Origin of the sequence: Sulfuricella sp. (genome assembly GCF_035531155.1) — a bacterium.
GTDB lineage: Bacteria > Pseudomonadota > Gammaproteobacteria > Burkholderiales > Sulfuricellaceae > Sulfuricella.
In genome coordinates this window covers 187,261-212,883 of sequence record NZ_DATKTK010000026.1, presented here as the reverse complement: position 1 = coordinate 212,883, position 25,623 = coordinate 187,261, and the positions used below count along the sequence as shown (strand labels likewise).

At 60.1% G+C, this 25,623-nt stretch carries 29 protein-coding genes and 1 tRNA gene; 6 read left to right on the top strand and 24 right to left on the bottom strand.

Features of this window, described 5'->3' with window-relative positions:
* Window positions 1-138: 138 nt before the first annotated feature.
* From dxs to VMV64_RS05280, 3 genes are all read right to left on the bottom strand, one after another.
* Entirely contained in the window at window positions 139-2,004 is a 1,866-nt protein-coding gene (dxs, locus tag VMV64_RS05290; RefSeq protein WP_325328902.1) for a 1-deoxy-D-xylulose-5-phosphate synthase, read from the bottom strand.
* A 250-nt stretch (window positions 2,005-2,254) separates the two neighbouring features.
* Window positions 2,255-3,145: a farnesyl diphosphate synthase gene (locus tag VMV64_RS05285; protein WP_325328901.1), complete on the bottom strand. Its 891-nt coding sequence runs from the start codon at window positions 3,143-3,145 to the stop codon at window positions 2,255-2,257.
* Window positions 3,138-3,386, bottom strand: a complete 249-nt coding sequence (locus tag VMV64_RS05280) for an exodeoxyribonuclease VII small subunit (protein ID WP_325328900.1) — start codon at window positions 3,384-3,386, stop codon at window positions 3,138-3,140. The genes VMV64_RS05285 and VMV64_RS05280 overlap by 8 nt, the downstream gene beginning before the upstream one ends.
* A gap of 215 nt (window positions 3,387-3,601) precedes the next feature.
* Here VMV64_RS05280 and VMV64_RS05275 point away from each other — a divergent pair, with 215 nt between their 5' ends.
* Genes VMV64_RS05275 through VMV64_RS05265 form a run of 3 tightly spaced genes read left to right on the top strand, consistent with a single transcriptional unit; the run spans window position 3,602 to window position 5,256 of the window.
* Window positions 3,602-4,435 carry a DMT family transporter gene (locus tag VMV64_RS05275; RefSeq protein WP_325328950.1) on the top strand — a complete coding sequence of 278 codons (834 nt, stop codon included), beginning with the start codon at window positions 3,602-3,604 and terminating at the stop codon, window positions 4,433-4,435.
* A 46-nt stretch (window positions 4,436-4,481) separates the two neighbouring features.
* Window positions 4,482-4,829 (top strand): STAS/SEC14 domain-containing protein, encoded by a 348-nt coding sequence (locus VMV64_RS05270; protein ID WP_325328899.1) that lies wholly within the window; start codon window positions 4,482-4,484, stop codon window positions 4,827-4,829.
* A 7-nt stretch (window positions 4,830-4,836) separates the two neighbouring features.
* Window positions 4,837-5,256 carry a DUF2784 domain-containing protein gene (locus VMV64_RS05265; protein WP_325328898.1) on the top strand — a complete coding sequence of 140 codons (420 nt, stop codon included), beginning with the start codon at window positions 4,837-4,839 and terminating at the stop codon, window positions 5,254-5,256.
* On the opposite strand, the gene nfi is transcribed toward VMV64_RS05265, so the two are convergent.
* Window positions 5,186-5,857 carry a deoxyribonuclease V gene (nfi, locus tag VMV64_RS05260; protein WP_325328897.1) on the bottom strand — a complete coding sequence of 224 codons (672 nt, stop codon included), beginning with the start codon at window positions 5,855-5,857 and terminating at the stop codon, window positions 5,186-5,188. The genes VMV64_RS05265 and nfi overlap by 71 nt on opposite strands.
* Window positions 5,858-5,910: 53 nt before the next feature.
* On the opposite strand from nfi, the gene purB reads away from it, so the two are divergent.
* Window positions 5,911-7,281 carry an adenylosuccinate lyase gene (gene purB, locus VMV64_RS05255; protein WP_325328896.1) on the top strand — a complete coding sequence of 457 codons (1,371 nt, stop codon included), beginning with the start codon at window positions 5,911-5,913 and terminating at the stop codon, window positions 7,279-7,281.
* Between the two features lie 148 nt (window positions 7,282-7,429).
* Here purB and VMV64_RS05250 read toward each other — a convergent pair whose 3' ends face one another.
* The 7 genes from VMV64_RS05250 to queA form a co-directional block, all read right to left on the bottom strand.
* Window positions 7,430-7,756, bottom strand: coding sequence for a hypothetical protein (locus VMV64_RS05250; RefSeq protein WP_325328895.1), 327 nt, complete (start codon window positions 7,754-7,756; stop codon window positions 7,430-7,432).
* 370 nt (window positions 7,757-8,126) lie between these two features.
* Complete coding sequence (locus tag VMV64_RS05245; protein WP_325328894.1) at window positions 8,127-8,762, bottom strand: DedA family protein; 636 nt, start codon at window positions 8,760-8,762, stop codon at window positions 8,127-8,129.
* Window positions 8,762-9,700, bottom strand: a complete 939-nt coding sequence (gene secF / locus VMV64_RS05240; RefSeq protein ID WP_325328949.1) for a protein translocase subunit SecF — start codon at window positions 9,698-9,700, stop codon at window positions 8,762-8,764. Before secF ends, VMV64_RS05245 begins: the two co-directional genes overlap by 1 nt.
* A 104-nt stretch (window positions 9,701-9,804) precedes the next feature.
* Window positions 9,805-11,622, bottom strand: coding sequence for a protein translocase subunit SecD (secD, locus tag VMV64_RS05235; RefSeq protein WP_325328893.1), 1,818 nt, complete (start codon window positions 11,620-11,622; stop codon window positions 9,805-9,807).
* A gap of 83 nt (window positions 11,623-11,705) precedes the next feature.
* Window positions 11,706-12,032 carry a preprotein translocase subunit YajC gene (yajC, locus tag VMV64_RS05230; protein WP_325328892.1) on the bottom strand — a complete coding sequence of 109 codons (327 nt, stop codon included), beginning with the start codon at window positions 12,030-12,032 and terminating at the stop codon, window positions 11,706-11,708.
* A gap of 40 nt (window positions 12,033-12,072) precedes the next feature.
* A complete protein-coding gene (gene tgt, locus VMV64_RS05225) occupies window positions 12,073-13,176 on the bottom strand; it encodes a tRNA guanosine(34) transglycosylase Tgt (RefSeq protein WP_325328891.1) in 1,104 nt (367 codons plus the stop codon).
* Window positions 13,173-14,201, bottom strand: a complete 1,029-nt coding sequence (queA, locus tag VMV64_RS05220; RefSeq protein WP_325328890.1) for a tRNA preQ1(34) S-adenosylmethionine ribosyltransferase-isomerase QueA — start codon at window positions 14,199-14,201, stop codon at window positions 13,173-13,175. The genes tgt and queA overlap by 4 nt, the downstream gene beginning before the upstream one ends.
* A gap of 57 nt (window positions 14,202-14,258) precedes the next feature.
* On the opposite strand from queA, the gene VMV64_RS05215 reads away from it, so the two are divergent.
* Window positions 14,259-14,345: transfer RNA gene (locus tag VMV64_RS05215), tRNA-Leu, on the top strand.
* 52 nt (window positions 14,346-14,397) lie between these two features.
* Here the strand turns inward: VMV64_RS05215 and panD are convergent.
* The 12 genes from panD to VMV64_RS05155 form a co-directional block, all read right to left on the bottom strand.
* Window positions 14,398-14,778: an aspartate 1-decarboxylase gene (gene panD / locus VMV64_RS05210; RefSeq protein ID WP_325328889.1), complete on the bottom strand. Its 381-nt coding sequence runs from the start codon at window positions 14,776-14,778 to the stop codon at window positions 14,398-14,400.
* Between the two features lie 39 nt (window positions 14,779-14,817).
* Window positions 14,818-15,663 carry a pantoate--beta-alanine ligase gene (panC, locus tag VMV64_RS05205; protein WP_325328888.1) on the bottom strand — a complete coding sequence of 282 codons (846 nt, stop codon included), beginning with the start codon at window positions 15,661-15,663 and terminating at the stop codon, window positions 14,818-14,820.
* Between the two features lie 10 nt (window positions 15,664-15,673).
* Window positions 15,674-16,465, bottom strand: a complete 792-nt coding sequence (gene panB, locus VMV64_RS05200; RefSeq protein WP_325328887.1) for a 3-methyl-2-oxobutanoate hydroxymethyltransferase — start codon at window positions 16,463-16,465, stop codon at window positions 15,674-15,676.
* An 87-nt stretch (window positions 16,466-16,552) separates the two neighbouring features.
* Window positions 16,553-17,194: a deoxynucleoside kinase gene (locus tag VMV64_RS05195; RefSeq protein WP_325328886.1), complete on the bottom strand. Its 642-nt coding sequence runs from the start codon at window positions 17,192-17,194 to the stop codon at window positions 16,553-16,555.
* Window positions 17,191-17,700, bottom strand: coding sequence for a 2-amino-4-hydroxy-6-hydroxymethyldihydropteridine diphosphokinase (gene folK / locus VMV64_RS05190; protein WP_325328885.1), 510 nt, complete (start codon window positions 17,698-17,700; stop codon window positions 17,191-17,193). Before folK ends, VMV64_RS05195 begins: the two co-directional genes overlap by 4 nt.
* A 122-nt stretch (window positions 17,701-17,822) precedes the next feature.
* The gene (pcnB, locus tag VMV64_RS05185) at window positions 17,823-19,190 is read right to left on the bottom strand and encodes a polynucleotide adenylyltransferase PcnB (RefSeq protein WP_325328884.1); all 1,368 of its coding nucleotides are present in this window, start codon (window positions 19,188-19,190) and stop codon (window positions 17,823-17,825) included.
* A gap of 122 nt (window positions 19,191-19,312) precedes the next feature.
* Window positions 19,313-20,335, bottom strand: a complete 1,023-nt coding sequence (locus VMV64_RS05180) for an MBL fold metallo-hydrolase (protein ID WP_325328883.1) — start codon at window positions 20,333-20,335, stop codon at window positions 19,313-19,315.
* The gene (locus tag VMV64_RS05175; RefSeq protein ID WP_325328882.1) at window positions 20,332-21,090 is read right to left on the bottom strand and encodes an ABC transporter ATP-binding protein; all 759 of its coding nucleotides are present in this window, start codon (window positions 21,088-21,090) and stop codon (window positions 20,332-20,334) included. Before VMV64_RS05175 ends, VMV64_RS05180 begins: the two co-directional genes overlap by 4 nt.
* On the bottom strand, window positions 21,090-21,260 hold the full coding sequence (locus VMV64_RS05170; protein WP_325328881.1) for a hypothetical protein: 171 nt from the start codon (window positions 21,258-21,260) through the stop codon (window positions 21,090-21,092). The genes VMV64_RS05175 and VMV64_RS05170 overlap by 1 nt, the downstream gene beginning before the upstream one ends.
* Window positions 21,260-22,222 carry an iron ABC transporter permease gene (locus VMV64_RS05165; protein ID WP_325328880.1) on the bottom strand — a complete coding sequence of 321 codons (963 nt, stop codon included), beginning with the start codon at window positions 22,220-22,222 and terminating at the stop codon, window positions 21,260-21,262. Before VMV64_RS05165 ends, VMV64_RS05170 begins: the two co-directional genes overlap by 1 nt.
* A gap of 29 nt (window positions 22,223-22,251) precedes the next feature.
* The gene (locus tag VMV64_RS05160; protein ID WP_325328879.1) at window positions 22,252-22,644 is read right to left on the bottom strand and encodes a VOC family protein; all 393 of its coding nucleotides are present in this window, start codon (window positions 22,642-22,644) and stop codon (window positions 22,252-22,254) included.
* Window positions 22,645-22,648: 4 nt separating this feature from the next.
* Window positions 22,649-23,311 (bottom strand): HAD family hydrolase, encoded by a 663-nt coding sequence (locus VMV64_RS05155; RefSeq protein ID WP_325328878.1) that lies wholly within the window; start codon window positions 23,309-23,311, stop codon window positions 22,649-22,651.
* 216 nt (window positions 23,312-23,527) lie between these two features.
* Between VMV64_RS05155 and VMV64_RS05150 the strand changes: the two genes are divergently transcribed.
* Window positions 23,528-24,196, top strand: a complete 669-nt coding sequence (locus VMV64_RS05150) for an energy-coupling factor ABC transporter permease (protein ID WP_325328877.1) — start codon at window positions 23,528-23,530, stop codon at window positions 24,194-24,196.
* 65 nt (window positions 24,197-24,261) lie between these two features.
* Here VMV64_RS05150 and VMV64_RS05145 read toward each other — a convergent pair whose 3' ends face one another.
* Entirely contained in the window at window positions 24,262-25,575 is a 1,314-nt protein-coding gene (locus tag VMV64_RS05145) for a surface lipoprotein assembly modifier (RefSeq protein ID WP_325328876.1), read from the bottom strand.
* Window positions 25,576-25,623 lie beyond the last annotated feature (48 nt).

The window sequence follows — 25,623 nt, the reverse complement described above, 5'->3', positions numbered from 1 at the left end:
AGTATAACACTTGTTAATAGTTGAGTAAACTACTCGGCTACCCGGAAGCCTCAATGTTTACCGGAATCCGTTCGCCCTGACTTGTCGAAGGGCTTGTTTACGAAATGCAGGCTGTTCGACAGGCTCACCACGAACGGCTTAATGGGCAATTATCGTTAACCGGGCTCTCACCGCGTGGACGATGCCGTCCTGGTCCAGGCCGCAGGCCGCCAGCAATTTGGCCGGATCGCCATGTTCGACGAAACAGTCGGGCAGGCCGAGTTGCAGCACCGGCACCGTCACGCCCCGACTCTCCAGGAATTCGAGCACGGCGCTGCCGGCACCGCCCATCACCGCGTTTTCTTCGACCGTGACGAGCAGGTCATGGGTTTGCGCCAGGCGTAATATCAGTTCCTCGTCCAGTGGCTTGACGAAGCGCATGTTGGCGACCGTGGCTTTGAGTTCTTCGGCTGCGGCCAGTGAGGGCGTAAGCATGCTGCCGAAGGCGAGAATGGCGATTTTTTCACCCTCGCGCCGGATTTCACCCTTACCCATCGGCAATGCCTGCATTTCCTGCTGGATGGCGACACCCGTGCCGCCGCCGCGCGGATAGCGCACCGCCGACGGACCGTTGTGCATAAATGCAGTGTAGAGCATCTGGCGGCACTCATTCTCATCCGATGGCGCCATCACCAGCATGTTGGGCACGCAGCGCAAAAAGGACAGGTCGAAGCTGCCGGCATGGGTCGGGCCGTCGGCGCCAACCAGCCCGGCACGGTCTATCGCCAGCACGATGGGCAGATCCTGCAGCGCGATGTCGTGGATCAACTGGTCGTACGCGCGCTGCAGAAAGGTCGAATAGATCGCCACCACCGGCTTCATCCCTTCGCAGGCGATGCCGGCGGCGAAAGTCAGCGCGTGCTGCTCGGCGATGCCGACATCGAAATAACGCTTCGGGTATTCCCGTGCGAAACGCACCATGCCGGAGCCTTCGCACATCGCCGGGGTGATCCCGATCAGGCGCGCGTCCTGCGCCGCCATGTCGCACAGCCAGTCGCCGAACACTTGGGTGTAGGTGAGCTTGCCGCCGGGCTTGGCATCCATCACCCCGTCCTCGGGGTTGAATTTGGCCACTCCGTGGTAACGGCAGGGATCCTCTTCGGCCAGCTTGTAGCCCTTGCCCTTCTGCGTGGCGATGTGCAGCAACTGCGGCCCCTGGAGCTGCTTCAGGTTTCTCAGCGTGGTCACCAGCACGTCGAGGTCGTGGCCGTCGATCGGGCCGATGTAGTTGAAGCCGAATTCCTCGAACAGGGTGCCGGGAATGACCATGCCCTTCATGTGTTCTTCGGCGCGCTTGGCCAGTTCCAGAATCGGCGGCATCGCCCCCAGCACCTTCTCGCCGCCCTTGCGCATTGCGGAATAAAAGCGCCCCGACATGAGCTTGGCGAGATAGTTGTTGAGCGCGCCGACGTTTTCCGAGATCGACATGTCGTTGTCGTTCAGCACCACCAGGAGATTGGCGTCCATCGCTCCGGCGTTGTTAAGCGCCTCGAACGCCATGCCCCCGGTCATGGCGCCGTCGCCGATGATCGCCACCGCGCGCCGGTCGCTGCCTTCCGCCTGAGCCGCAACCGCCATGCCGAGCGCTGCGCTGATCGAGGTGCTGGAATGGCCGGTGCCGAAAGCGTCATATTCACTCTCGGCGCGCTTGGGGAAACCGGCGATGCCGCCGAGCTGGCGCAGGGTGGCCATGGCCTCGCGCCGTCCGGTCAGAATCTTGTGCGAATAGGTCTGATGGCCGACATCCCACACCAGCCGGTCGTCCGGCGTGTTGAACACGTAATGCAGGGCGACGGTCAGCTCCACCGCGCCCAGATTGGAGGCCAGGTGGCCGCCGGACTTGCTCACGCTTTCGATCAGGAAGCTGCGCAACTCCTCGGCGAGCTGGGGCAGTTGCTTGCGGTCGAGGGCGCGCAACTCTGCGGGATCGTTGATAGCTTCGAGGAGGGAGTACTTACCTGGCACAAATATCCTTCAACCGCGGAAGGCGCGGCAAATAACTTAACCTAAAAATGGCGATTAACCACGAATGACACGAATGTTCACGAATAACCAAAAGTAGGCGCCTCCAGGCGACACGAATGGTTTAGAGACAATCATCGCTCCACCAAACAGGCGAATCAGGTTATCCATACTAACTAACTGATTATTCGTGAACATTCGTGTTTCATTCGTGTCATTCGTGGTTAAAGCTTTTTCTAGATTTAAACCCTGTTCAAAATTGCCGCTTGACGATGAAATCGGCGATCTGGCGTAATCTTTCCGCTCGCGCGCCGAACACTTCAAGCGACTGTAACGCATCCCGGTGCAAATCGGCAGCGAAGGCACGCGCCGCATTCGCGCCAAGAATAGAAACGTAGGTTGGTTTGTTGGCCTCGGCATCCTTGCCGGCGGTCTTGCCCAGCGTGGCAGTGGTGGATTCGGCGTCGAGCACGTCGTCCACCACCTGGAAGGCCAGCCCGATACATTTCGCGTAGTGCAGCAAGCGCTCCATTTCACCGTTTTCAAGCCCCTTGCCGCACAGCGCACCCAGTTGCACCGAAGCCCGGATCAGCGCACCGGTCTTGTGAATGTGCATGAATTCCAGTTCCGGCAGAGACAGCGTCTTGCCGACGCTTTCGCCGTCAATCGCCTGGCCGCCGGCCATGCCGCGCGAACCGGCGGCCACGGCAAGAATCTTCACCATTTCCAGCTGCACCGCGGGAGCATCCGCCAACGGGCGGTCCGCCAGCAACTGGAGCGCCAGGGTTTGCAGGCTATCGCCCACCAGCAGTGCAGTGGCCTCGTCATATTCGAGGTGACAGGTGGGCTTGCCGCGCCGCAGGCTGTCATCGTCCATGCACGGCAGGTCGTCGTGCACCAGGGAATAGGCGTGGATCAGCTCGACCGCAGCCGCAGCCGTATCGACGCGCTGCGGATCGGCGCCGGCCACTTCACCGGCAGCGAAAGCCAGCAAAGGGCGGATGCGCTTGCCGCCGCCGAGTACGGCATAACGCATCGCCTGATGCAGGCGCTGCGGCGCAATCGAGGGCTGCGGCAGCACGTCGGACAGCACGCCTTCCATGCGCTGCTGCAGGGCCGCTGCCCATGCCTGAAAATCAATCATTGTCTGTATTGGCTTTATCTGCGTCGGCGACGAAATTCTGCAAGCTGCCCGCTTCGAGGATGCGCACCTGCTGCTGCGCATCCTGCAACGCCTGCTGACAGAACTGGAGAAGCTCCGCACCGCGCTTGTAGGCCGACAGAAGCTGCTCCAGCGGCAACTGGCCCGCTTCCATGGTGGCGACGATATTTTCCAACTCGGCGAGTGCGCTTTCGAAGGTCGGTGATTTTGAAGCTTTGCTCATTACTTGCCGCACTCTAAAAAGGGTTAAAATACCGCATATTGCGGTCTCCGGTCAATCTCTGCGCGGCTTTCGGCCCCCACTCATAGACGCAAAGCGGCCCGCAGCTTTAACTTCCAGCCTGACAGCAAATCCGGGATAAACTACTCCACCATGAATTGCACAACAACTCCACAACATAACCCATGCCCAAACTTCCGCAGCTAAAATCCGCGTGGATGCTCGTGGCCGGCGTCCTGTTCGGCTGCATGGGAGTATTCGTCAAGCTGGGTGCGGAGTTTTTTTCCAGCGCCGAACTGGTGTTCTACCGCTCCCTGTTCGGCCTGCTGATCATTTCCCTGATCATCAAGAGCCAGGGCATGAGCGCCGCCACGCCTCACTGGAAAGCGCACCTGTGGCGCGGGTTGTCCGGCTTCGCTGCGCTGATGCTGTTCTTTTATTCCATCACCCGGCTACCTCTGGCCACTGCGGTGACGCTCAACTACACCGCGCCGCTGTTCCTTGCCTTTCTCAGCGTGCTGATCCTGAAAGAACGTCCGCACCTGCCGCTATTGCTGGCCATCCTGCTCGGCTTTGCCGGCGTGGTGCTACTCTTGCGCCCCACCCTGCACCAGGAACAGCTGGTCGCAGGACTGATGGGGCTGGCTTCCGGTTTTCTCGCCGCCATCGCCTATCTCAACGTCAAGCAACTGGGACAGCTCGGCGAACCGGAATGGCGGATCGTGTTCTATTTCACCCTGATCTGCACCTTTGGAGGCGGCATCTGGATGGGAGTTCACGCCTTTCATCCCGTTTCACCGCGGAATTTCCTGCTCCTGCTCGGCCTCGGCACCACCGCCACCCTGGCACAGCTCGCCATGACCCGCGCCTATCGCGAGGGCGACACGCTGGTGGTCGGCAGCCTGGCCTACAGCACGGTCGTGTTCGCCAGCCTGTGGGGCATCTTGCTGTGGCAGGAAATCCTGTCCCTGACCAGCTGGCTGGGGATAGTGCTGATCATCCTGAGCGGCGTTCTCGCCTCCCGCGTGGTGCCCCGTCTTCCTGCCGTATAGCCGGTTTGCTATAGTGAAAGGACGCCACCTCTGTTAAGGGTAAACCATGATCACCATCGAACTCCGAAGCCACCTCGTCAACGTCGCCGTGCTGGGTCAGTTCACCCTCGCCGACTTCAAGGAGCTGGAAGATGCGGTCATGTACAAGATCAAGTTCGAGGGTCGGGTCAACCTGCTGATCGATCTGCGCGACATGGCCAGACTCACCGTGGATGTTGCCTGGGAAGAAATCAAGTTTGCCCGCGAACACCGCTTCGACCTGTGGAAAATCGCCGTGGTCACCGATAGCCAATGGATCGCCTGGAGTACCTGGCTGACCAGCCTGTTCACTCCTGCTGAAACCCGGGTGTTCGACGACTACAATCTGGCCAGCGATTGGGTTGCTGGCGTTTAGTTTACTCATGGCGATCTTGGCCGACGCAGTCCTGATCGTCCACTTTCTGTTCGTGCTGTTCGTGGTGGGCGGTTTGCTCGCCATCTGGGCCGGCGCCGCGCTCGGATGGGTCTGGGTGCGCAACCTCCGCTTCCGCGTCGCGCATCTTGCCGCCACCCTCTTCGTAATGGCTGAATCCCTCGTCGGTATAGCCTGTCCGCTGACCGTGTGGGAAGATTTCCTGCGCCAGACCGGCTCGGGCGGGGCCAGCTTCATGCAGCGCTGGGTCGGTCGCCTGATCTACTACGACCTGCCGGAATGGGTATTCACGCTGGCGTATGCACTGTTCGCCCTGGCCGTCATCGTCACCTTCCTGCTCATTCGACCGCAGGCCCGGAAGCCAGACGATGCGCCCAGCGCGTCGTCTCCGGCAGGCGGTAGCGGGTGACGCAGGCCATCACATAGTCGAGCGCCGTCGCCAGGTTGATGCGGTGACCAATGGAGATGTATAGCGGTTTCACGCCGGGTCGGCTGCGCAATATCGCGCCGATGGTTTCGCCATGATCGATCAGCGGCACGGATGCGCCGCGCTGGTCGGGCGGCTCGACATGCTCGCCGATCAGCCGGGTTTTGGCTACGCCGATGGAGGGAATGCCGCACAGCAGGCCGAGGTGGCTGGCGATGCCGAAACGGCGCGGATGGGCGATACCCTGACCGTCGCACAGCAGCAGGTCGGGGATGACGGTCAGCTTCTCCAGTGCTCCGATCACCGCTGGCACCTCACGGAAAGACAGCAGCCCTGGCACATAGGGAAAACGAGTGGGGGCGCGAAAAATGGCATGATCCACCAGTTCGAGAGAGGGAAAGCCGAGCACCGCCACTGCGGCGCGGGTGATCGCGCCGCCTTCCTCGAAACCCACGTCCACCCCCGCCACATGGCGCACCGGACCGAGCCGGTCTTCCCTCACCACCTCGCCGCGCAGTTGCTGCTGGATGGCAATCGCCTCAGTCGGGCTGATATCCCAAGAGTGTCTTTGGACTATTTTCATGGTGTTTGCGGTAAAATGCGAGTTTTCCAAATACCTACAGCACGGGCCGGCTTATGAATCTTTCCACGCTTACCGCATTATCCCCTCTGGACGGGCGCTACCACAACAAGGTGGCCGACCTGCGCGCCTATTTCAGCGAGTTTGCGCTGATCCGCTATCGCGTCAAGGTGGAAATCGAATGGCTCAAGGCGCTCGCGCGCGAGCCCGCCATCGCCGAAGTCCCGACCTTCTCCGCTGAAACCTTCGCGCAGCTGGATGCGCTGGCGAACGATTTTTCAGAAGCCGACGCCCAGGCGGTCAAGGATATCGAAAAGACCACCAACCACGACGTCAAGGCTGTCGAATACTGGATGAAAGCCCGTTTGGCCGGCAATGCGGAAGTGATGAAGGTGAGCGAATTCATCCATTTCGCCTGCACCTCGGAAGACATCAACAACCTGTCCCACGGCCTGATGCTGAAGGAAGCACGCGAAGCGGCGATGCTGCCCGGCCTTGCCAGGCTCGTCGCCAGACTCACCGAGCTCGCCCATGAACTCGCGACCATGCCGATGCTGGCCCACACCCACGGCCAGCCCGCCTCGCCCACCACGGTCGGCAAGGAGATGGCCAACGTGGCCTACCGCCTGCAACGCCAGCAAAAGCGCCTGACCGAGGTCGCCATCCTGGGCAAGGCCAATGGCGCGGTGGGCAACTACAACGCCCATCTGTCGGCCTATCCCGATTTCGACTGGGAGCGCTTCGCGAAGCATTTTGTCGAAGGGCTGGGGCTGGATTTCAACCCCTACACCATCCAGATCGAACCGCACGATTGCATGGCCGAGCTGTTCGATGCCTACGCCCGCGCCAACACCATCCTGATCGACCTCGACCGCGATATCTGGGGCTACATTTCGATGGGCTATTTCAAGCAGAAGGTGAAGGCCGGCGAAGTGGGTTCCTCCACCATGCCGCACAAGGTCAACCCGATTGATTTCGAGAACTCGGAAGGCAATCTCGGGCTGGCCAATGCGGTACTGCGGCATCTATCCGAAAAGCTGCCGGTTTCCCGCTGGCAGCGCGACCTCACCGACTCCACCGTGCTGCGCAACATGGGCGTGGGCCTGGGCTACACCCTGCTCGGCTACGACTCCTGCCTGCGCGGCCTCAATAAGCTGGAAGCCAACCCGAAACGCCTGAATGAATACCTGGACAACAACTGGGAAGTGCTGGCGGAACCGATCCAGACCGTGATGCGCCGCTACGGCGTGGAGAACCCCTACGAGCAGCTCAAGGAACTCACCCGTGGCAAGGGCGGCATCACCCGGGCAACGCTGCACGCCTTCATCGCCAAACTTGCGATTCCGGAGGAAGCGAAACAGCGGCTGCTGCAGATGACCCCACACAACTACACCGGCATGGCGGCAGAGCTGGCGGCGAGGATTTAATCTGGAAAAGGCTTTTAACCACGAATAACACGAATGAAACACGAATGTTCACGAATAATCTGCACCTACAATTCGTGTCGCCTGGAGGCGCCTACTTTTGGTTATTCGTGAACATTCGTGTCATTCGTGGTTAATGCCGTTTTAAAGTTTAATCCTTCGTCTGCTCACCCTCGATGGCGCGATAGAACTCTTCCATTTTCCGCGCTGCCACGTGTTTGTAATAGGCCTTCCAGACGGTTCTAACGAGCCAGGCGGTGTAAATAAAGGCGGCGACGAAAGCAAAGGACAGCCCCCAACCCAGCCCGGTGCCGAGCGACAGGACGAGCCTCTCACCGCGCGGCGCGTTGAACACGTACAGCCCAAGCAGCGGGCCGCCGATCAACGAAACCGCGGCTATCACGGCAATATGCAAGATGATGCGCCGGGTCGGCGGCAGGAAACTGCTTACCGTGGCGTCGTCGAGCAGGGGTTCCATGGATAAGGGCTCGTTAATGGATAAGTTGGGCATACGCTGGGACTGGTTGGGGTGCAGTCCTAGGCGCGAGACGCGCCGTTGTGTCATTCACAACAGGGCGGGCGCGGACACGTTTGCAGCGTAGCTGCCCGTTTGCGGGGAGCGCCCGCGAGGCCTGCTCCCGCAAACAGCCGCTTCGCGGTAACGTGTCGCAGGCCTCCTCGCAACACCGGAATGCACCCCAACCAGCCCCAGCCCGGAGGGTTGCCGCGTATTCGGGCGCCTGCGGCGTTGCGAGGCTTGCGAATGGAACAACCATTCGCCGCGCCTCGCGCCTTGCATCCATCCCGAATATGCGGCAACGTATGCCCAACTTATCCATTAACGAGCCCTATTGAGTGCGATGGCGCAGGTAACCGATGATTCCCGGCAGGATTGACAGCAAGACAATGCCGAAGATCACCAGCGTCAGATTCTGCTTGATGAACGGAATGTTGCCGAAGAAGTAGCCGGCCAGCAGCAGCGAGCCGACCCAGGCTATCCCGCCCGCCAGGCTGTAAGGCAGGAAATGGCGGTAATCCATGCGACCGATGCCGGCAACGAAGGGAGCAAAGGTGCGGATGATGGGGAAGAAGCGCGCCAGGATGATGGCCTTTCCCCCGTGTTTTTCATAAAAGCGGTGGGTCAGCTCAAGGTGTTTGGGGTTGAGCAGGCGCGAACGTTCCCTGCTGAACACTTTCGGCCCGACATAGCGGCCGATCCAGTAATTGGTGTTGTCGCCCATGAACGAGGCGACGATCAGCAAGCTTGCCAGCACCTGAAGTTCCATCGCCCCGGTCGCGGTCAGTGCGCCGGCGACAAACAGCAAGGAATCGCCCGGCAGGAAGGGCGTCACCACCAGACCGGTTTCGCAGAAGATAATCAGGAACAGAATCAGGTAAACCCAGGAGCCGTGTTCCTGCACCAGCAACAGCAGGTGCTTGTCGAGGTGCAGGACGAGGTCGACAAAAGCAGTCAGAAGCTCCATCAGGGCAACGCTTCCGCCTCTTCGCCTTCCTTCTTCTCCGGCTTGAGGAAATCCTCGCGCGACACGCCCAGCCACATCACGATCGGGCTGGCCACCAGCACCGAGGAATAGATGCCGAAGACGATGCCGATGGTCAGTGCCAGGGCGAAGTAGTACAGCGCCTCGCCGCCGAAGAACAGCATCGACAGCACCATCAGCTCGGTCATGGTATGGGTGATAATGGTGCGCGACATGGTGCGGGTGATGGCGTTGTCGATCACCTCGGACACCGAGGCCTTGCGCATCTTGCGGAAGTTTTCGCGCACCCGGTCGAACACCACCACGGATTCGTTGACCGAATAGCCGAGTACCGCGAGGATGCCGGCCAGCACGGTGAGGGAGAATTCCCACTGGAAAAAGGCGAAGAAGCCGAGAATGATCACCACGTCGTGCATGTTGGCGATGATCGCCGCCACCGAGAAGCGCCATTCGAAACGAACGGCGAGGTAGGCCATGATGCCGAGGGAGACCACCAGCAGCGCGAGCGCACCGTTCTCGTACAGTTCCTTGCCCACCTGCGGGCCGACGAACTCGACGCGCTTCAGCGTGACGGAATTGTCTGCGCCCTGCAATGCCTGGAACACCTGCTCGGAAAGCTTGGCGGTGCTAAGCTCGGGCTTGAGCGGCAGGCGGATCATGACGTCGCGGGCTGTGCCGAAATTCTGCACCGCTGCATCGTGCATGCCGATTTTGGTCAGGGTGTCGCGGATCTTGTGGACATCCGCCTGCTGGCTGTAGCTCACCTCCATCACCGTGCCGCCGGTGAAGTCCACGCCCAGGTTCAGACCCTTCAGCCCCAGCGCCGCCACCGCCGCGATGAACGTCACCAGGGAGATAAAGGTGGTCACCCGTGCATAGCTCATGAACGGGATGTCGCGTTTGATATGGAAAAATTCCAGCATGTTGTTTCCTTGAAAATCCAGACTACTCGTTGCGGCGGACTTCCCTCTCCCCAACCCTCTCCCACGGGTGGGAGAGGGGGCGAACGTGAAAGGCGCTTGTTTTAAATCGAAACCTTATCCAGCCTGGCCTTGCGTCCGTAGCTCAGGTTGACCATGCCGCGCGACACCACCACGGCGCTGAACATCGAAGTCATGATACCGAGGCACAGCACCACCGCAAACCCGCGCACCGGGCCGGAACCCAGCCAGAACAACGCCACGCCGGCAATCAAAGTGGTGATATTGGAATCCAGAATGGTGGCAAAAGCCCGCTCGTAGCCGGCATGGATCGCGGCCTGCGGCGAGGAGCCATTCCTGATTTCCTCGCGGATGCGCTCGTTGATCAGCACGTTGGCGTCGATCGCCATACCCACCGTCAAGGCGATACCCGCCATGCCAGGCAGGGTCAGGGTAGCCTGCAGCAGCGACAGCATGCCGACCAGCAGCAGCACGTTGACGGCCAGCGCCGCCGTCGAGATCAGGCCGAAGAAACGGTAATAGAAAATCATGAAGATCGAAATGGCGACAAAACCGTAGATGTTGGAATTGAAGCCCTTGGCGATATTCTCCGCGCCCATGCTCGGGCCGACGGTGCGTTCCTCGATGATGTCCATCGGCGCAGCGAGTGCACCGGCGCGCAGCAGCAGCGCCACGTCGCTGGCTTCCATGGTGGTCATGCGGCCAGAAATCTGTACCCGGCCACCGCCGATTTCCTCGCGGATCACCGGTGCGGTGATCACTTCGCCCTTGCCCTTCTCGATCAGCAGGATCGCCATGCGCTTGCCCACGTTATCGCGCGTCAGTTGCTTGAAGATGCGCGCGCCGCGCCCGTCCAGGTTGATATGCACGGCCGGTTCGCCGCTTTGCCCTTCGAAGCCGGGTTGCGCGTCGCTGATGTAATCACCGGTCAGCACCACGCCCTTCTTCACCAATAACGGCAGGCCCTTGCGCTCGGTATAAAGCTCGCTGCCAAAGGGAATCTGGCCGCTCTGTACCGCGGCCGTCACGTCATGCTCCTCGTCCACCATGCGGATTTCCAGAGTGGCGGTACGGCCGAGAATATCCTTGGCCTTGGCGGTATCCTGCACGCCGGGCAACTGCACCACGACGCGGTCTATGCCCTGCTGCTGGATGATTGGCTCGGCCACGCCGAGTTCGTTGATACGGTTACGCAAGGTGGTGATGTTCTGCTGCAGAGCAAATTCCTGGATGCGCTTCTGCGCCTCCAGCTTGAGAGTGGCCAGCAGCTTGAAGTCGGCGCCCTCGTCGACTTCCTTCAGCAGCAGGTCGGGGGAGGTCTTCTGCAGTTCTCCCATCGCCTTCTGGCGCGATTCGGCATCGCGGAACTTGATCTCCACCGCCTGATCCTGCCGGGCAATGCCGGCATAGGCGATTTTTTTCTCGCGCAAGCTGGTGCGGATATCGCCGTTATAACGGTCGAGCGCCTTGGTGATCGCACCCTTCATGTCCACTTGGAGCAGGAAGTGCACCCCGCCGCGCAAGTCCAGGCCGAGGTACATCGGCAGCGCGCCCAGATTGGAAAGCCACTTGGGCGAACTCGACAGCAGATTCAGCGCCACCACGAAGTTTTCCCCGAGCTGCGACTGGAGAATATCCTTGGCCTTGATCTGGGTGTCCGCATCGCCAAAGCGCACCTTCACGCCGGAGGAGTCGAACGTAATGCCTTGGTAGGGGAGATTGTTTTTCTTCAGCACCTCCTCGACCTGCTTCATCAGCCCCTGGTCCACCTTGGTCATACCGCGCATCGGCGAAACCTGGACCGCGGGCGATTCACCGAAGAAATTGGGCAGGGTGTAAATCAGGCCGAACAGCATCGCCACGGCGATGACAAGATATTTCCACAGGGGATAACGGTTCATTCAGCAAACTCCGTGAGGAGTGAGGAATTAGGAGTTAGGAGTGGAGAAGGGATGCTCCTCACTCTTTACTCCTCACTCCTCACTTAAATGTCCTTGATCGTGCCCTTCGGCAGCAGGGTCGTAATCGCCGACTTTTGCACTTGGATCACTACATTCGGGGCGACTTCCAGACCGACGTAGGCTTCGCCAACTTTCGCCACCTTGCCCAGTTCGCCGCCAGAGGTAACCACTTCGTCGCCCTTTTGCAGCGACTCAATCATGTTTTTCTGCTCCTTGGCGCGCTTCATCTGCGGACGGATCATCATGAAGTAGAACAGCGCGAAAATCACGATCAGGGGCAGAAACTGCTGCAGGCTGCCCATCATGTCCGCCGGCGCGGCATCTGCCGCATAAGCCATATTAATCAACATATTGATTCTCCATTACTTAAGAACGAAATGGCGCATTTTATCACGACCCCGCCACCCGCGCTTGCCTAAACTCGCGCACGAAGCCGGAAAAGCGCCCTTCCTCGATGGCGCGACGAATGCCCTGCATCAACTCCTGGTAGTAGTACAGGTTATGGATGGTGTTGAGGCGCGCTCCGAGGATCTCGCCGATGCGGTGCAGGTGGTGCAAATAGGCGCGGGTGAAGTTGCGGCAGGTATAGCAACCGCACGCCTCGTCCAGCGGCCTCATGTCCAGCCGGTATTGGGCATTCTTGATCCTGACCGTGCCGAAGCGGGTGAACAGCCAGCCGTTGCGGGCATTGCGCGTCGGCATCACGCAGTCGAACATGTCCACCCCGCGCGACACCGCATCCACGATGTCCTCCGGCGTGCCGACGCCCATCAGGTAACGCGGCTTGTCCGCCGGCATCTGCGGCGCGACGTGGTCGAGGATGCGCAGCATGTCCTCCTTCGGTTCACCCACCGACAGCCCGCCGATGGCATAGCCGTCGAAGCCGATATTCACCAGCCCGGCCAGAGATTCGTCGCGCAGGCTCTCGTGCATGCCCCCTTGGACAATGCCGAACAGCGCGTTGGGATTGCCCTCGTGGGCCCGCTTCGAACGCTCCGCCCAGCGCAGGGAGAGGCGCATCGAGTCCCCGGCCTGCTGCAGATCGGCCGGGTGAGGCGTGCATTCGTCGAAGATCATCACGATATCGGAGTTCAGCACTTTCTGGATCCGCATCGACTCTTCCGGCGTCAGGAAGCAGCGGTCGCCGTTCACCGGCGACTGGAACTTCACGCCCTCTTCCGTGATCTTGCGCAGTTCGCCCAGGCTGAATACCTGGAACCCGCCACTGTCCGTGAGTATCGGCCCGTCCCAGCCCATGAAGCGGTGCAGCCCGCCGTGCGCCGCTATCACCTCCAGACCGGGGCGCAGCCACAGGTGGAAGGTGTTGCCGAGCACGATGTGGGCGCCGACTTCCTTCAGTTCGGCGGGCGACATCGCCTTGACCGTGCCGTAGGTGCCCACCGGCATGAAGGCCGGGGTTTCGACGGTGCCGTGGGCCAGAGTCAGGGTGCCGCGGCGGGCGGGGCCATCGGTGGCGAGAAGATCAAATTTCATTGCTGCCTTTCTATGAGCATTGCATCGCCGTAGCTGAAAAAGCGGTAGCGATTTTCCACCGCATGACGATAGGCACGGCGGATATTTTCCATGCCGCCGAAAGCCGACACCAGCATCAGCAGGGTTGATTTGGGCAGGTGGAAATTGGTCAGCAGCCTCTCCACCACCTTGAAGCGGTAGCCGGGGAAAATGAAGATGTTGGTTTCGCCGCTCCCCGCTTCCAGCTCGCCGCCCGCCGCCGCAGATTCCAGCGCCCGCAAACTGGTCGTCCCCACCGCCATGACACGTCCTCCTTCCGCCCTGGCCAGCCGGATCGAATCCACCGTCCGCTGCGGCACGGTGTACCACTCGCTGTGCATGTGGTGCTCGGCGATTTCCTCCACGCGCACCGGCTGAAAAGTCCCCGCGCCGACGTGGAGCGTGACGTAGGCCGTCCTCACCCCGATCTTTTCCAGCGTCGCCAGCATCGCCGGATCGAAATGCAGCCCCGCCGTAGGCGCGGCCACTGCGCCGGGTTGACGCGCGTAAACGGTCTGGTAGCGGGTTTCGTCCAGCGCTTCCGGAGCATGGGTGATGTAGGGCGGCAGCGGCAGGCTGCCGTACTGTTCCAGCAGTTCCAGCAGCGGCGTTTCCCCAGCGAAGCGCAGACGTTGGAGTTCGCCCTGCCGCTCCTCCACCGTCGCCGCAATCTTGCCCGCCAGCAGCAGGCCGGAGCCGGGCTTGGGCGCATGGCTGGCGCGGATGTGGGCGAGCGCTTGATGCTCGTCCAGCACCCGCTCGATCAGCACCTCCAGTTTGCCGCCGCTGTCCTTCACCCCGAACAGCCGGGCCTTGATCACGCGCGTATCGTTGAACACCAGCAAGTCGCCGGGCTTGAGAAATTGCGGCAAGTCGCTGAACTGGCCATCCGCCAGCGCGCCGCTCGCGCCGTCGAGATGGAGCAAACGGCTCTGGCTGCGCTCCTGAGTGGGAAACTGGGCGATCAGTTCGGGGGGCAGGTCGAAATCGAAATCACTGGTTTTCATACGAAGAAACTTGCCGGGAAAATGTTTTTGGTTGATAATTCGCGACTCACTAGACCAGCCGGGATGGCGGAACTGGTAGACGCACGGGACTCAAAATCCCGCGCTAGCAATAGCGTGCCGGTTCGATTCCGGCTCCCGGCACCACACAAACAAAGGGCAGCCTCAGCTGCCCTTTCGCATTTCTGACTGGCACCGGTTATGCTGCCTGCACCGGAATCTGCTGCCGCTTGTCGACAATGCGGTTGTCGCCATCCACATACACCAGCTCGGGCTGGAATTTCTGCAGTTCCAGTTCGTTGTACATGGCATAGGTGGCAATGATGACGAGGTCGCCGGGATTCGCCTTGTGCGCCGCCGCGCCGTTCACGGAAATAATGCCCGAACCGCGCTGCGCCTTGATGGCGTAAGTGGTGAAACGCTCGCCATTGCTCACGTTGTAGATGTCGATCTGCTGGTATTCGCGGATGTCCGCGGCTTCCAGCAAATTTTCGTCAATCGCGCACGAACCTTCGTAATGCAGTTCGGAATGCGTGACGGTGACACGGTGCAGCTTGGATTTGAGCATCAATCTTTGCATTGTGACTCACTCAACGAGTGGGGAACAAAAGGACGCGTATTATAAGCCTTTGTCCGCATTGAGACAAATTTCCAGGTTATCGATCAATCGGGTCTTGCCCAGCCATGCCGCTGCCAGCACCACCAGATTCATCTCGCCGGCCTTCGCCGGCACCAAGGATGCGGCGGCCCGCACCGAAACGTAGTCGACACGCCAGCCGTGAGCTTCCAGGTCGGCAATGGCTGCGCGCTCCAGCGCCGGAAAATCAAGGTTGCCCGCAATGATAGACTCCCGGAGAAACGCAAGGTTCCGGTAAAGCCGCACCGCCTCGGTGCGCTCTTCCGTACTGAGATAGCCGTTGCGCGAGCTGAGGGCGAGACCGTCCCCGGCACGCAGGGTTTCTCCCGCCACGATCTCCAGCGGCAGATTGAGCTGCCGCGCCATGGCGCGAATCACGTGCAACTGCTGGTAATCCTTCTTGCCGAACACCGCCGCCTGCGGCTGGACGATGTTAAACAGCTTCAGCACCACCGTCGCCACGCCGCGGAAATGGCCGGGGCGGAACGCCCCGCACAGCTCATTGGCGACCGGCGGCGGCTCGATGAACACCTGCTGCGGCTCGGGATACAAATCCGCCACCGTCGGCGCGAACACTACATCGGCCAGCCCGGCCAGCTTTTCGCAGTCCTGCTCGAAGGTGCGCGGGTAGTTGGAAAAATCCTCGCTCGGGCCAAACTGCAGGGGGTTGACGAAAATGCTCACCACCACGCAGCGGCCATGCTCGCGCGCCTGCCGGACCAGAGCCAGATGCCCCTGATGCAGGTTGCCCATGGTAGGAACGAAAACAACGGACGGCCCGGACTTCAGCCGGTCGCGCAATTCCTGGATGGTTGAGATAATCTGCATGAATGACAAATCAAAAACAATGCTCTTGCGCCGGGAACTCGCCGCTTTTCACCGCCTTGACGTATTGCTCGACAGCGGCCGGGATGCTCGCGGCACCGGTCAAAAAATTCTTGGCGAATTTCGGCGGCTTGCCGGGATAAATACCGAGCAGGTCATACAACACCAGCACCTGGCCGGAACAATCCGGGCCCGCGCCGATGCCGATGGTGGGAATCGTCAGCTGCTGCGTCACCTGCCGCGCCAGCACCGCCGGAATCGCTTCCAGCACCAGCAGACCGGCGCCGGCCTGTTGTAATGCAAGCGCGTCCTCGATCAGCTTCTGCGCCGCCGCGTCGCCCTTGCCTTGCACCTTGTAGCCGCCGATCTGGTGCACGGACTGGGGCGTGAGGCCGACATGGCCGCACACCGGGATGCCGCGCTCGACCAGGAAGGCCACCGTCCTCGCCATCGCCGCGCCGCCTTCCAGTTTGACCATCTGCGCCCCTGCCGCCATCAGTTTCGCAGCATTGGCGAAGGCCCGCGCCGGGCCTTGCTGGTAGCTGCCGAAGGGCAGATCGGCGACGATAAAGGCTTGCTTCGCGCCGTGCGCGACGCAGCGGGTGTGGTAAATCATGTCGGCCATGCTCACCGGCAGGGTAGTTTCCTCGCCCTGTACCACCATGCCGAGCGAATCGCCGACCAGCAGCACGTCCACGCCCGCATTTTCCAGCAGCGTGGCGAAGCTCGCGTCGTAGCAGGTAAGCACGGCGATTTTTTCGCCGTCACGCGCCAGCTTCTGCAAATTGCTCAAAGTGGTTCGCATTTTAGTACCTCAGCTTTCAGCTATCAGCCGGTAGGGTGCGTTCACGCACCATTTGGTGCGCACGGCGCACCCTACACAACTTCTTTGTTACCCCGCCCGGTTGAAGAATTCGCGCCCGCCGCGCATCTGGCCGATGCGCTCCAGCAGCAGCTCGAAATCCTGCGGCTGATCGGCAAAATTGAGATGTTCACTGTTGACGATCAGCAACGGCGAAGCATCGTACTGGTAAAAATAGCGGCTGTAACTTTCCGCCAACCGCGCCAGGTAATCTTCCGTGATCGGCGCTTCGTACGCCACGCCGCGCCGCCTGACGCGCTCGATCAGCGACTCCACCGGCGCCTGCAGGTAGATCACCAGGTCGGGCGGCGGCGTCTGCGGCTGCAGATGGGCATAAATCTGCTGGTACAGGCGGTATTCCTCGTCGTTCAGGTTGAGCCGGGCGAACAGCGTATCCTTGTCGAGCAGAAAATCGGCCACGGTGGGTTGGCCGAACAATTCCAGCTGCTTCAGGTCGCGCACCTGGGATGCGCGCTGGAACAGGAAAAACAGTTGCGTCTGCAGCGCATAGCGCGCCGCATCCTGGTAAAACCTGGGCAGGAACGGGTTGGCATCGGCGTCCTCCAGCATCAGCCCGGCCTGAAAGCGCTCTGACAAACGCCGCGCCAGACTGGTCTTGCCGACGCCAATCGGTCCCTCGACCACGATATAGCGGTATTTGTCGGGCATCATGGCCGGCTTCCCTCCATACGCTCCACCCGCTGAGCGATGCATTTCTCCAGGCACACCTCCACACTCCCGTGCCCGGCTATGATGCAGGACGGCGCGATTTCATGCAAAGGCTGAAGCACGAAGGCGCGTTCATGCATGCGCGGGTGCGGCAGGGTCAGACCGTGCTCGTGGCAGGCCAGGTCGTCGTAGAGCAGGATGTCCAGATCGAGGATGCGCGGCGCATTGCGGAACTCGCGTACGCGACCATGGCGGTGCTCCATGTCGAGCAAGGCTTCAAGCAACGCATGCGGCGCCAGGCCGGTTTCGACTTCGGCCACGGCGTTGATGAAGTCGGGTTGGTCGGCGTAGCCCACCGGCGCGCTGCGGTAGAGCGAGGAACATGACAGCAGCCGGGTTTGCGGCAGATTGCCGAGCTCGGCGCAAGCCTTGAGGATCTGCGCGCCGGGGTCGGACAGGTTGCTGCCGAGGCCGATGAAGGCGCGCTTGACGGGATTTTTTGAAGGCATGTTTAACTGAAAAACTTACCGCGAATTACACGAATGAACACGAATTGGCACGAATAAAAAAACAAACAGGCACTATGGTAATTCTCGAATGGGTTATTCGTGTACATTCGTGAAAATTCGTGTCATTCGTGGAGAATGGGTTGGGTTTCTCCAGCAGAGCCCGCAGCCTTGGGCTTGCGCCGCCGACGCTTCTTGGTGGCGGGGGCTTCGTCCTTGATCAGCATCCGGCCGCGCTCGTCGTCGCCGGCATCCTGGAAATCCTCCCACCAGCGGCCGACCTCGGCGTCTACCTCACCGCTTTCGCAGCGCATCATCAGGAAATCGAAGGCAGCGCGGAAGCGCGGGTGCTCGAGCAGTCGGAATGGACGCTGGCCGGCGCGCTGCAGGAAGCGCGGTTGCATCGTCCAGATTTCCTTCATCACCGCATCGTAGCGATGGGGAATCGCCAATTTTTCGCTCTGCGCCGCCAACACCAGATCCATCGCCAGGTGCAGCGCCGGAACCGGCTTTTCCCCATCGGCCTGGGATTGCTGCCAGGCCGCCAGCACTTCGTGCCAGAGCAGGGCCGCGAACAGGAAGGCAGGCGAAATCGGCTTCCCGTCCAGGATGCGCTGATCGGTCTTGGCCAGCGCCAGCATGACGAAACGCTCGCCCATCGGCTGCTCCAGGATCACGTCGAGCATCGGCAGCAAGCCATGGTGCAGGCCTTTTTTGCGCAGCAGCAGGATGCTTTGTACCGCATGGCCGGAAAAAAGCAGCTTGAGCATTTCGTCGAACAGACGCGCCGCGGGAACATCCTCCAGCAGCTCGGCCAGCTCCCGGATCGGTTTGATCGCCGCCGGGTCCAGCTTGAGCCCGAGTTTGGCGGCAAAGCGCACCGCGCGCAGCATCCGCACCGGGTCCTCGCGGTAGCGCTTAGCCGGGTCGCCGATGATGCGCAGCACCCCGGCCTTGAGGTCGGCCACGCCATTGTGGTAGTCCCAGATTTCCTGGCTGACGGGATCGTAATACAGCGCGTTGATCGTGAAATCGCGGCGCATTGCGTCTTCCACCTGGGAACCGAATACGTTGTCGCGCAGGATGCGGCCGCTTTCCTGGTCGGTCTGGCGGTCATCGCTGTCGTTGTTGGTGGCGACAGCAACGGTGCGGAAGGTGGAAACCTCGATGGTTTCCGGGCCGCACATCACATGGACGATGCGGAAGCGCCGCCCGATGATGCGGGAACGCCGGAACAAATTGCGCACCTCGTCCGGATCGGCATCGGTGGCCACGTCGAAATCCTTGGGCTCCCGGCCCAGCAGCAGGTCACGCACCGCACCCCCCACGACGAAGGCCTTGAAGCCCGCCTGCTGCAGCGTCTTTACCGTCTTCAGCGCACACGGAGTGAGTTGATTGGCGGTAATACCGTGCGTCTTCAGCTTGAAGATGCGCGGTTCGCCATTTTTTGGTGATTTTTTCTGGAAAACGCGGCTGATTAGTTTACGGATCATTCGTTAGTCTCTGGGTGGGGATGGGTGATGAGTAAAGGGTGATGAGGGATGCGTAAAATCAAAGTCCGCACCGATTTTGACTTTCCCCATCCCTCATCACCCATTCCCCATCACGCCTAAATTTATTTGCCGAAATAGACTTCTTGCTCCATCTCGCGGTAGATGAAATTGGCATTTTTTTTATGGTTCTCATGGTAGAGCGGAATTTCGTGCCAATCCGCAAAATCGGATTGCCGCACCGCGCTTTCGAGATCCTGACCCGCCTCCACGGCGGCACGCATTTCATCGCGCAGCCGCTTGATGTAGCGGTAAGTCTTTTCCACCATCGGGAACGGCGGCGTCTGGGCACTGCCGTGCCCCGGGATCATCAGCCGGGTATCCGGGAAAGTCTTCCGCATCCAGTCTATCGCTTCCAGGGCGGCACCTGAATGGCCGTCGCCCATGAAAGTGGAACGATTGTTGAAGGCGAGGTCGGAAATCCACAGAACCCGGTCTTCCACCTGGTGCACTACGAGATCGCCGAACGAATGGTGGTGGTCGGCATTATACACGGCGAAGGTTTTGCCGCCCAAAGTGAAATCGTAGTGGCTATAGATCTCGCCGCCCACCAGGATGTCGGGCTCCACGCCCTTGAATCCTTTCATGTCCGCGGGAAGGATGCGGCGACGGAAGGCAACCGAAGCCGGCAGATTGCCTGAACCAAGATATTCCAGCGTGCCCACGTGGCCGACGATCTTGATGCCGGGAAGCCGCCGGAACGCCACCGCGCCGTAGGAATGGTCGGGGTGGTTGTGGGTGAGGATCAGGTACCTGATCGGCTTGTCCGTTACCTTGCGCACCGTGGCGATCAGCCTCCGCCCCAGCTTGGGCGTTCCCAGGCTGTCGATCACCACCACCCCCTCGTCGGTCACGACGAAGCCGGCGTTGCCGTTGAAGCCGCGGTTCTTGCCATCGACCTCGGCAATATTGCCGTAGAGGAAATAAACGTCGGGAGCAATGCGATAATAGGGCAAGGGCTTGCTGTCGGAATCCCTGCCGGAGATGACAATTTCAGGAATTTCTGCAGTATCCACCGCCTGTTGGGGCAAACGGTCGGCATGTGCGGCGAACGATGCAGCAAACAGGCCGCAGACGGCCAATCTCATGCCGGCAGAAAATAACTGCCAACCTCCGTTTCGATTTCTCGCAATCCGCACTGGTAGAGCTCCTCCAGATTTTTTAGCGTCATCAGCTCGGCAGCGCTGCCGGCCAACACTCTTCCCTCATCATACAACATCAGGATGTGATCACAATAACGCCCGGCCCACAGAGTCTCGTGCAGCACCATCAGCACCGCCTTGCCTTCCTTGACGGCGAGTCGCTGCAGCAGCCGCAAGGCCTCTGCCTGGTGACCCAGATCGAGATGCTGCAGAGGCTCGTCGAGGCAGTAATGCTGAGGCGCCTGGGCCAGCAGCATGGCGATCCGCACACGCTGCCGCTCGCCGCCGGAAAGGGTAATCAGCGTTCGATGCGACATATCGGCCATGCCCACCTGTTGCAGCGCCGCCAGCGCGGCTTCCTCGTCGCCGTCCGTGATGCCGAAACCGCGACTATGGGGATAACGCCCGAGCAGCACGTATTCCAGCGCCGTCCCCCAGAATTCGTGGCCTTCGTCCTGGGGGAGCACACCGATCTGCCGGGCCAGCTCGCGGCGGGGATAATCCGGCAGAGGTTTGCCGACCCACGAAACCAGGCCGGCATCGGGCACACGCAGCCCGCTCAGGGCGTGCAGCAGGGTGGTCTTGCCGCTGCCGTTTCGCCCCAGAATACCCCAGCACTCGCCGGGTTTGATCGCGATATTCAGGTCGCGGCACAATACTTTGCCGGGAACGGACAGATTCAGGCCTTCGGCGCGCAACATCAGCCCAAAAACCCCAATTCATCAACCGCAAAGACGCGGAGGCGCAAAGAAAACAAGGGCATTAAATCCGTCTGGTATTCACATAATCTGGTGACTAGGCAGATTCCGATAACGAACAGCTTTTCCTTTGCGTTCTTTGCGCCTTTGCGGTTCAAATGTTTTTTTAGCATCAATCTTTCCTGGTCAACAGAAAAAGCAGCAGCGGCACGCCGAGCAGGGCGGTGAGCACCCCCACCGGCAGCTGTTGCGGCGCAATGACCGTGCGCGCCAGGGTGTCGGCCAGGGTCAGAAAGCTGCCGCCGGCCAGCACAGCCAGCGGCAACAGCCAGCGATGGCCACTGACGCCGAGCAGACGGACGAAGTGCGGCACGATCAGGCCGACGAAGCCGATCGCTCCGGCCTCGACCACCACCGCCGCAGTGGCGGCGGAAGCCGTAAAATAGATCCCGAACTGCAGCGGCCGCACCGCCACACCCAAGGACTGGGCCTTGAGTTCGCCCAGGCCGAGGATGTCCAGGCTATTTGCCTGCCACCAGGCGAGCGCCAGCGCCGTCAGCAGGACGCCCCAGGCCAGGCCGGGCGCCTGCGCCTGGGAAAGATCACCCATCAGCCAGAACAGCATGCCGCGCACCTGCGCCCCCGGCGCCAGGGTGAGCAGCAGGCTGATCAGTGCGCCGAATCCCGCCGACAGCACCACGCCGGTAAGCAGCAGGCGCACCATGTTCCCGCCGCGGCCAAAGCCCAGGGCGAACACCAGTCCAACCGCGGCCAGCGCCCCGCCGAGGGCAGCCAAATTCACCGCGGCGGCGGCCAGGCCAAACAGCATTGCCGCCAGAGCCGCCACGGCAGACCCGCCGGAAATACCCAGGACGTAAGGATCGGCCAGGGGGTTGTGCAACAACGCCTGGAGCAGCGCGCCGGCCAAGGCCAGCAGGCCGCCGCAGGCGAAAGCGCTGACCACCCGCGGCAGGCGCAGCTGCCACACGATGTCCGTCGCCAGCCCGGCTTCCTTGCCGGCAAGCGCGCACATCACCTCGCCCAGGGACAGGTCGACACTGCCGAAGGCGACGCCGGCCAGCAGGCTGAGCGGAGTCAGGAGCAGGAAAAGGATCAACAGGAAGGGACGCGACATAGCTTGGCTCTGGGGGCCGGTCAAAAGGCTCAGTGAGCCGGGTCACCCTGATTTGCAACTTCGATCAGATTGCCGTCCGGGTCGCGGAAATACGCCGACGTAATTGGCCCAAGCGCACCGGTCCGGGCAACCGGACCTTCCAGGATCGCCACATCACAGGCTTGCAGATGTGCGATCACCTGCGCCAGCGGCGTGACAGTGACGAAACACAAATCGGCGGAACCCGGCATCGGACTGGCCGCCTTGGGCTCGAACTCGTGCTGGTAGAGATGCAGGTTGATCTTCTGGCTGCCGAAAGCAAGCGCCTTGCGCCCCGCGCCGAAGGTGGTTTCCGTCATCCCCAGCACCCTGGCGTAAAAGGCGCAGGTGGCGGGAACATCGCGCACCGTGAGCACCAGGTGATCGAGCCGCTCGACTCTCATGCGCTCATCGCAGGCTGATCACCGGCCAACCGCTCTTCTCGGCACGCACCTTCAGGGTAGGATCGGGATCCACCGCCACCGGGTTACTGACCCGTTCCAGCAGCGGCAGATCGTTGAGGGAATCGCTGTAGAACCAGCTTTCCTGCACGCCTTCCCAGTCCATCCCGCGCTGCTTCAACCAAGCATCGAGACGGGTGATTTTCCCCTCACGGAAGCTGGGTGTGCCGGCCACCTTGCCGGTGAATTCGCCGCCGTTCTGTTCCGGTTCCGTCGCGATCAAGTGCTCGACCCCGAAGGCTTTGGCGATCGGCATCGTGACGAAGCTGTTGGTGGCGGTAATGATCGCCACCAGGTCAGCCTCGCGCAGGCTCCGGTCGACCAGGTCGCGCGCCTTCGGGTTGATGATCGGCATAATCTTTTCGCGCATGAATTGTCCATGCCAGATATCCAGCTGGGTCCGCGGATGGCGGGACAGCGGCTTGAGCTGAAAGTCGAGGAACTCGTGGATATCCAGCGTACCGGCCTTGTACTGATCGTAGAACGCCTGGTTGCGCGCCTCGTACACCTCGCGGTCGAGCACGCCGCGCTCGATCAGGAACTGCGCCCACTCGAAATCGCTGTCCCCGGAAAGCAGCGTGTTGTCCAGATCAAATAGCACCAGTCGCAAAATCAATCTCCACAAACTAAAATAAGGCGAAGTATAGCTTAACCCGGATGTTTCATGAATTCGCGTGATGATCGCGCAGGATTTTGTTTTGTAGGGGAATTTTGTGAAAGAGTGGCGTAGTTATTCATACGCCCGACTGAACAAAATTTCCCTGCGAAACAAAAGACCAGCGAGGGCGCGCGTCAATTTATGAAACATCCGGGTTAAAATAACAAGATGAATTTACCTGACAATCTCCTGCCTTCCGACTGGTATTGGACCGGACAGGGACTCTTCGCACTGGTCTTGTTCTGGGCAATCCGAACCGCGCCCTGGCGCAAGCTCAAGGATGCCAGCCCGCTGAATGTGTGGCTGGGTACCTGCGTGGTTCTGATGGCACTCTGGAGCGTCAAGACCGGCATCAAGCCGGGGCTGAACTTTCACCTGCTCGGCGCCACCGCCATGACGCTGATGTTCGGGCCGCAACTGGCCTTGCTCGGACTCGCCATCGTTCTGGCTGCCGTCACCCTGGCGGGCATGAGCGGATGGCAGGGATACGGCTGGAACGCCCTCATCATGGGGGCCTTGCCGATAGCGTTGAGCTACGGCATCTACTGGCTGGCAGACCGGAAGCTGCCCAACCATCTTTTCGTCTACATCTTTCTCAATGCCTTTTTCGGCGGCGCACTGGCAATGGCTGCCACCGGTTTGGGTGGAACACTGCTGCTACATCTGTCCGGCGTCTACCTGCCGGCCTATCTCTACCATGACTACCTGCCCTACTTCATCCTGATGGCCTGGTCCGAGGCAGTCACTACCGGCATGGCAATCACCCTGATGGCGGTTTACAGTCCACTCTGGCTCAGCACCTTCGACGATGCGCGCTATCTGAAGCGCAACAAATAGCGCACAAAATAAAGTATCCGAAATCCGCAGCCTGAAGCGCACATCCCCGCTAACCAGACGGGGGCTTAGAATTCCCGGCTAAATGAAACTCTGAAATATGCACGGTTGAATTCATACAAGGAAATGTTCGATTGATTAACTTGTCCGCCCAAAATCAGCCGTGGCGAAAATCCCTGCCATGACCAATCTCGCCGGAGCAGATCAACCTCGATGATATTTTTTGTGTCTTCACGAGGGTAACCAAACCAGATGTCATCCCCGTTATAGTTCAGCTTATATGATTCAATTCGCGCCCCGACCGTAAGGGCATGGGACATTTCATGGGAGAAAGATGCCCTTAGCCCATGATACCGGTATGAGTACGGTGTTTCTTTCGCCTCGGAATATCCAAGGAAGCCCCCAAGCGAAGCAATGGTATCGCCGCCGAAAGCATGGGCAATACCCAAGTTGAGAGTGCCTTGATGCCCGGACAGATATTGAACATCTGCGTAATTGAGTTGCTTGAATTCATAACTGGCTGTAACCAGGCTGCTCGGATTAATGCGCCACCCGTCGGCAATCCGTGCCAGACCGCCCGTATAAAGGGTTTTACCTGAATAACTGGAACCGTGTCCGCCCATTTCCAGGGTAAATATATGGTCTGTCAAACCAAATGATTTTCCAACTGTTGCTTGAGTGAACAGACGATCGTTGGTCCGGTTGGAATAGTCATATGACTCCAACTGAACTTGGGCAAAACTGGAAAGGTCGGCCCCAAATGCCTGTCTTCCGAATAGCCCCAGGTACCAACCCGCTCCATGCTTGGCCATGGCATCGTTGGATAGAGTGAAATGGTTACCGGATATGACAATGTCCCGGTTTTGAGTTGCGTTGTTGATATTGGTGTCGGACATCAGATCCAGCCTGATTTCCCATCGACTCAGCCTAAAACGTATGTCTCTTACGAATCGAAGCACATTTTTCTGTGCTTCATCCGGAAGCGGCTCTGACAGGGCTAGCTCAAAATGGTAAAGAGCGGCCGGATAATCCTTGATTTCGAATAGCGCACGAGCGAGTTCAAGACGAACACGAACGGCCTTTGGATCGGTGATTAGAATTGCCCGATATTCTTCAATCGCCTTTCCCCAGTTTCCTCGCATCCCTGCGAGTTGACCGGAGAGGAACATCACTTGAAGAGAGGGTCTTGGCGCCGAACGCAGTCGCTTCAGCAGTTTCTCGGCTTGGTCGGTCTTCCCCTGTTCTAACCAGACCGTTGCCAAGTCAGTGGCTTGTTCGACATTTAACTCCAGAATTGCCTGGCTTTCCCCTGCTTCACCGGAGTATGCGAAATGCAAGTTCAGGAACAGACCCAATGCGATAACCAGATGAATTATTTTCATCGGGGACACAAAAAAAAATGGGGTGCGAGGCGGCCCGCCCATTTTCGG

Bases quoted from the DNA above. Each gene is read 5' to 3' on its own strand.
- VMV64_RS05285 (WP_325328901.1), bottom strand. From the start codon at position 3,145: ATGATTGATTTTCAGGCATGGGCAGCGGCCCTGCAGCAGCGCATGGAA.
- VMV64_RS05280 (WP_325328900.1), bottom strand. From the start codon at position 3,386: ATGAGCAAAGCTTCAAAATCACCGACCTTCGAAAGCGCACTCGCCGAG.
- VMV64_RS05275 (WP_325328950.1), top strand. From the start codon at position 3,602: ATGCTCGTGGCCGGCGTCCTGTTCGGCTGCATGGGAGTATTCGTCAAG.
- VMV64_RS05270 (WP_325328899.1), top strand. From the start codon at position 4,482: ATGATCACCATCGAACTCCGAAGCCACCTCGTCAACGTCGCCGTGCTG.
- VMV64_RS05265 (WP_325328898.1), top strand. From the start codon at position 4,837: ATGGCGATCTTGGCCGACGCAGTCCTGATCGTCCACTTTCTGTTCGTG.
- nfi (WP_325328897.1), bottom strand. From the start codon at position 5,857: ATGAAAATAGTCCAAAGACACTCTTGGGATATCAGCCCGACTGAGGCG.
- purB (WP_325328896.1), top strand. From the start codon at position 5,911: ATGAATCTTTCCACGCTTACCGCATTATCCCCTCTGGACGGGCGCTAC.
- VMV64_RS05250 (WP_325328895.1), bottom strand. From the start codon at position 7,756: ATGGAACCCCTGCTCGACGACGCCACGGTAAGCAGTTTCCTGCCGCCG.
- VMV64_RS05245 (WP_325328894.1), bottom strand. From the start codon at position 8,762: ATGGAGCTTCTGACTGCTTTTGTCGACCTCGTCCTGCACCTCGACAAG.
- secD (WP_325328893.1), bottom strand. From the start codon at position 11,622: ATGAACCGTTATCCCCTGTGGAAATATCTTGTCATCGCCGTGGCGATG.
- yajC (WP_325328892.1), bottom strand. From the start codon at position 12,032: ATGTTGATTAATATGGCTTATGCGGCAGATGCCGCGCCGGCGGACATG.
- tgt (WP_325328891.1), bottom strand. From the start codon at position 13,176: ATGAAATTTGATCTTCTCGCCACCGATGGCCCCGCCCGCCGCGGCACC.
- queA (WP_325328890.1), bottom strand. From the start codon at position 14,201: ATGAAAACCAGTGATTTCGATTTCGACCTGCCCCCCGAACTGATCGCC.
- panD (WP_325328889.1), bottom strand. From the start codon at position 14,778: ATGCAAAGATTGATGCTCAAATCCAAGCTGCACCGTGTCACCGTCACG.
- panC (WP_325328888.1), bottom strand. From the start codon at position 15,663: ATGCAGATTATCTCAACCATCCAGGAATTGCGCGACCGGCTGAAGTCC.
- panB (WP_325328887.1), bottom strand. From the start codon at position 16,465: ATGCGAACCACTTTGAGCAATTTGCAGAAGCTGGCGCGTGACGGCGAA.
- VMV64_RS05195 (WP_325328886.1), bottom strand. From the start codon at position 17,194: ATGATGCCCGACAAATACCGCTATATCGTGGTCGAGGGACCGATTGGC.
- folK (WP_325328885.1), bottom strand. From the start codon at position 17,700: ATGCCTTCAAAAAATCCCGTCAAGCGCGCCTTCATCGGCCTCGGCAGC.
- pcnB (WP_325328884.1), bottom strand. From the start codon at position 19,190: ATGATCCGTAAACTAATCAGCCGCGTTTTCCAGAAAAAATCACCAAAA.
- VMV64_RS05180 (WP_325328883.1), bottom strand. From the start codon at position 20,335: ATGAGATTGGCCGTCTGCGGCCTGTTTGCTGCATCGTTCGCCGCACAT.
- VMV64_RS05175 (WP_325328882.1), bottom strand. From the start codon at position 21,090: ATGTTGCGCGCCGAAGGCCTGAATCTGTCCGTTCCCGGCAAAGTATTG.
- VMV64_RS05170 (WP_325328881.1), bottom strand. From the start codon at position 21,260: ATGCTAAAAAAACATTTGAACCGCAAAGGCGCAAAGAACGCAAAGGAA.
- VMV64_RS05165 (WP_325328880.1), bottom strand. From the start codon at position 22,222: ATGTCGCGTCCCTTCCTGTTGATCCTTTTCCTGCTCCTGACTCCGCTC.
- VMV64_RS05160 (WP_325328879.1), bottom strand. From the start codon at position 22,644: ATGAGAGTCGAGCGGCTCGATCACCTGGTGCTCACGGTGCGCGATGTT.
- VMV64_RS05150 (WP_325328877.1), top strand. From the start codon at position 23,528: ATGAATTTACCTGACAATCTCCTGCCTTCCGACTGGTATTGGACCGGA.
- VMV64_RS05145 (WP_325328876.1), bottom strand. From the start codon at position 25,575: ATGAAAATAATTCATCTGGTTATCGCATTGGGTCTGTTCCTGAACTTG.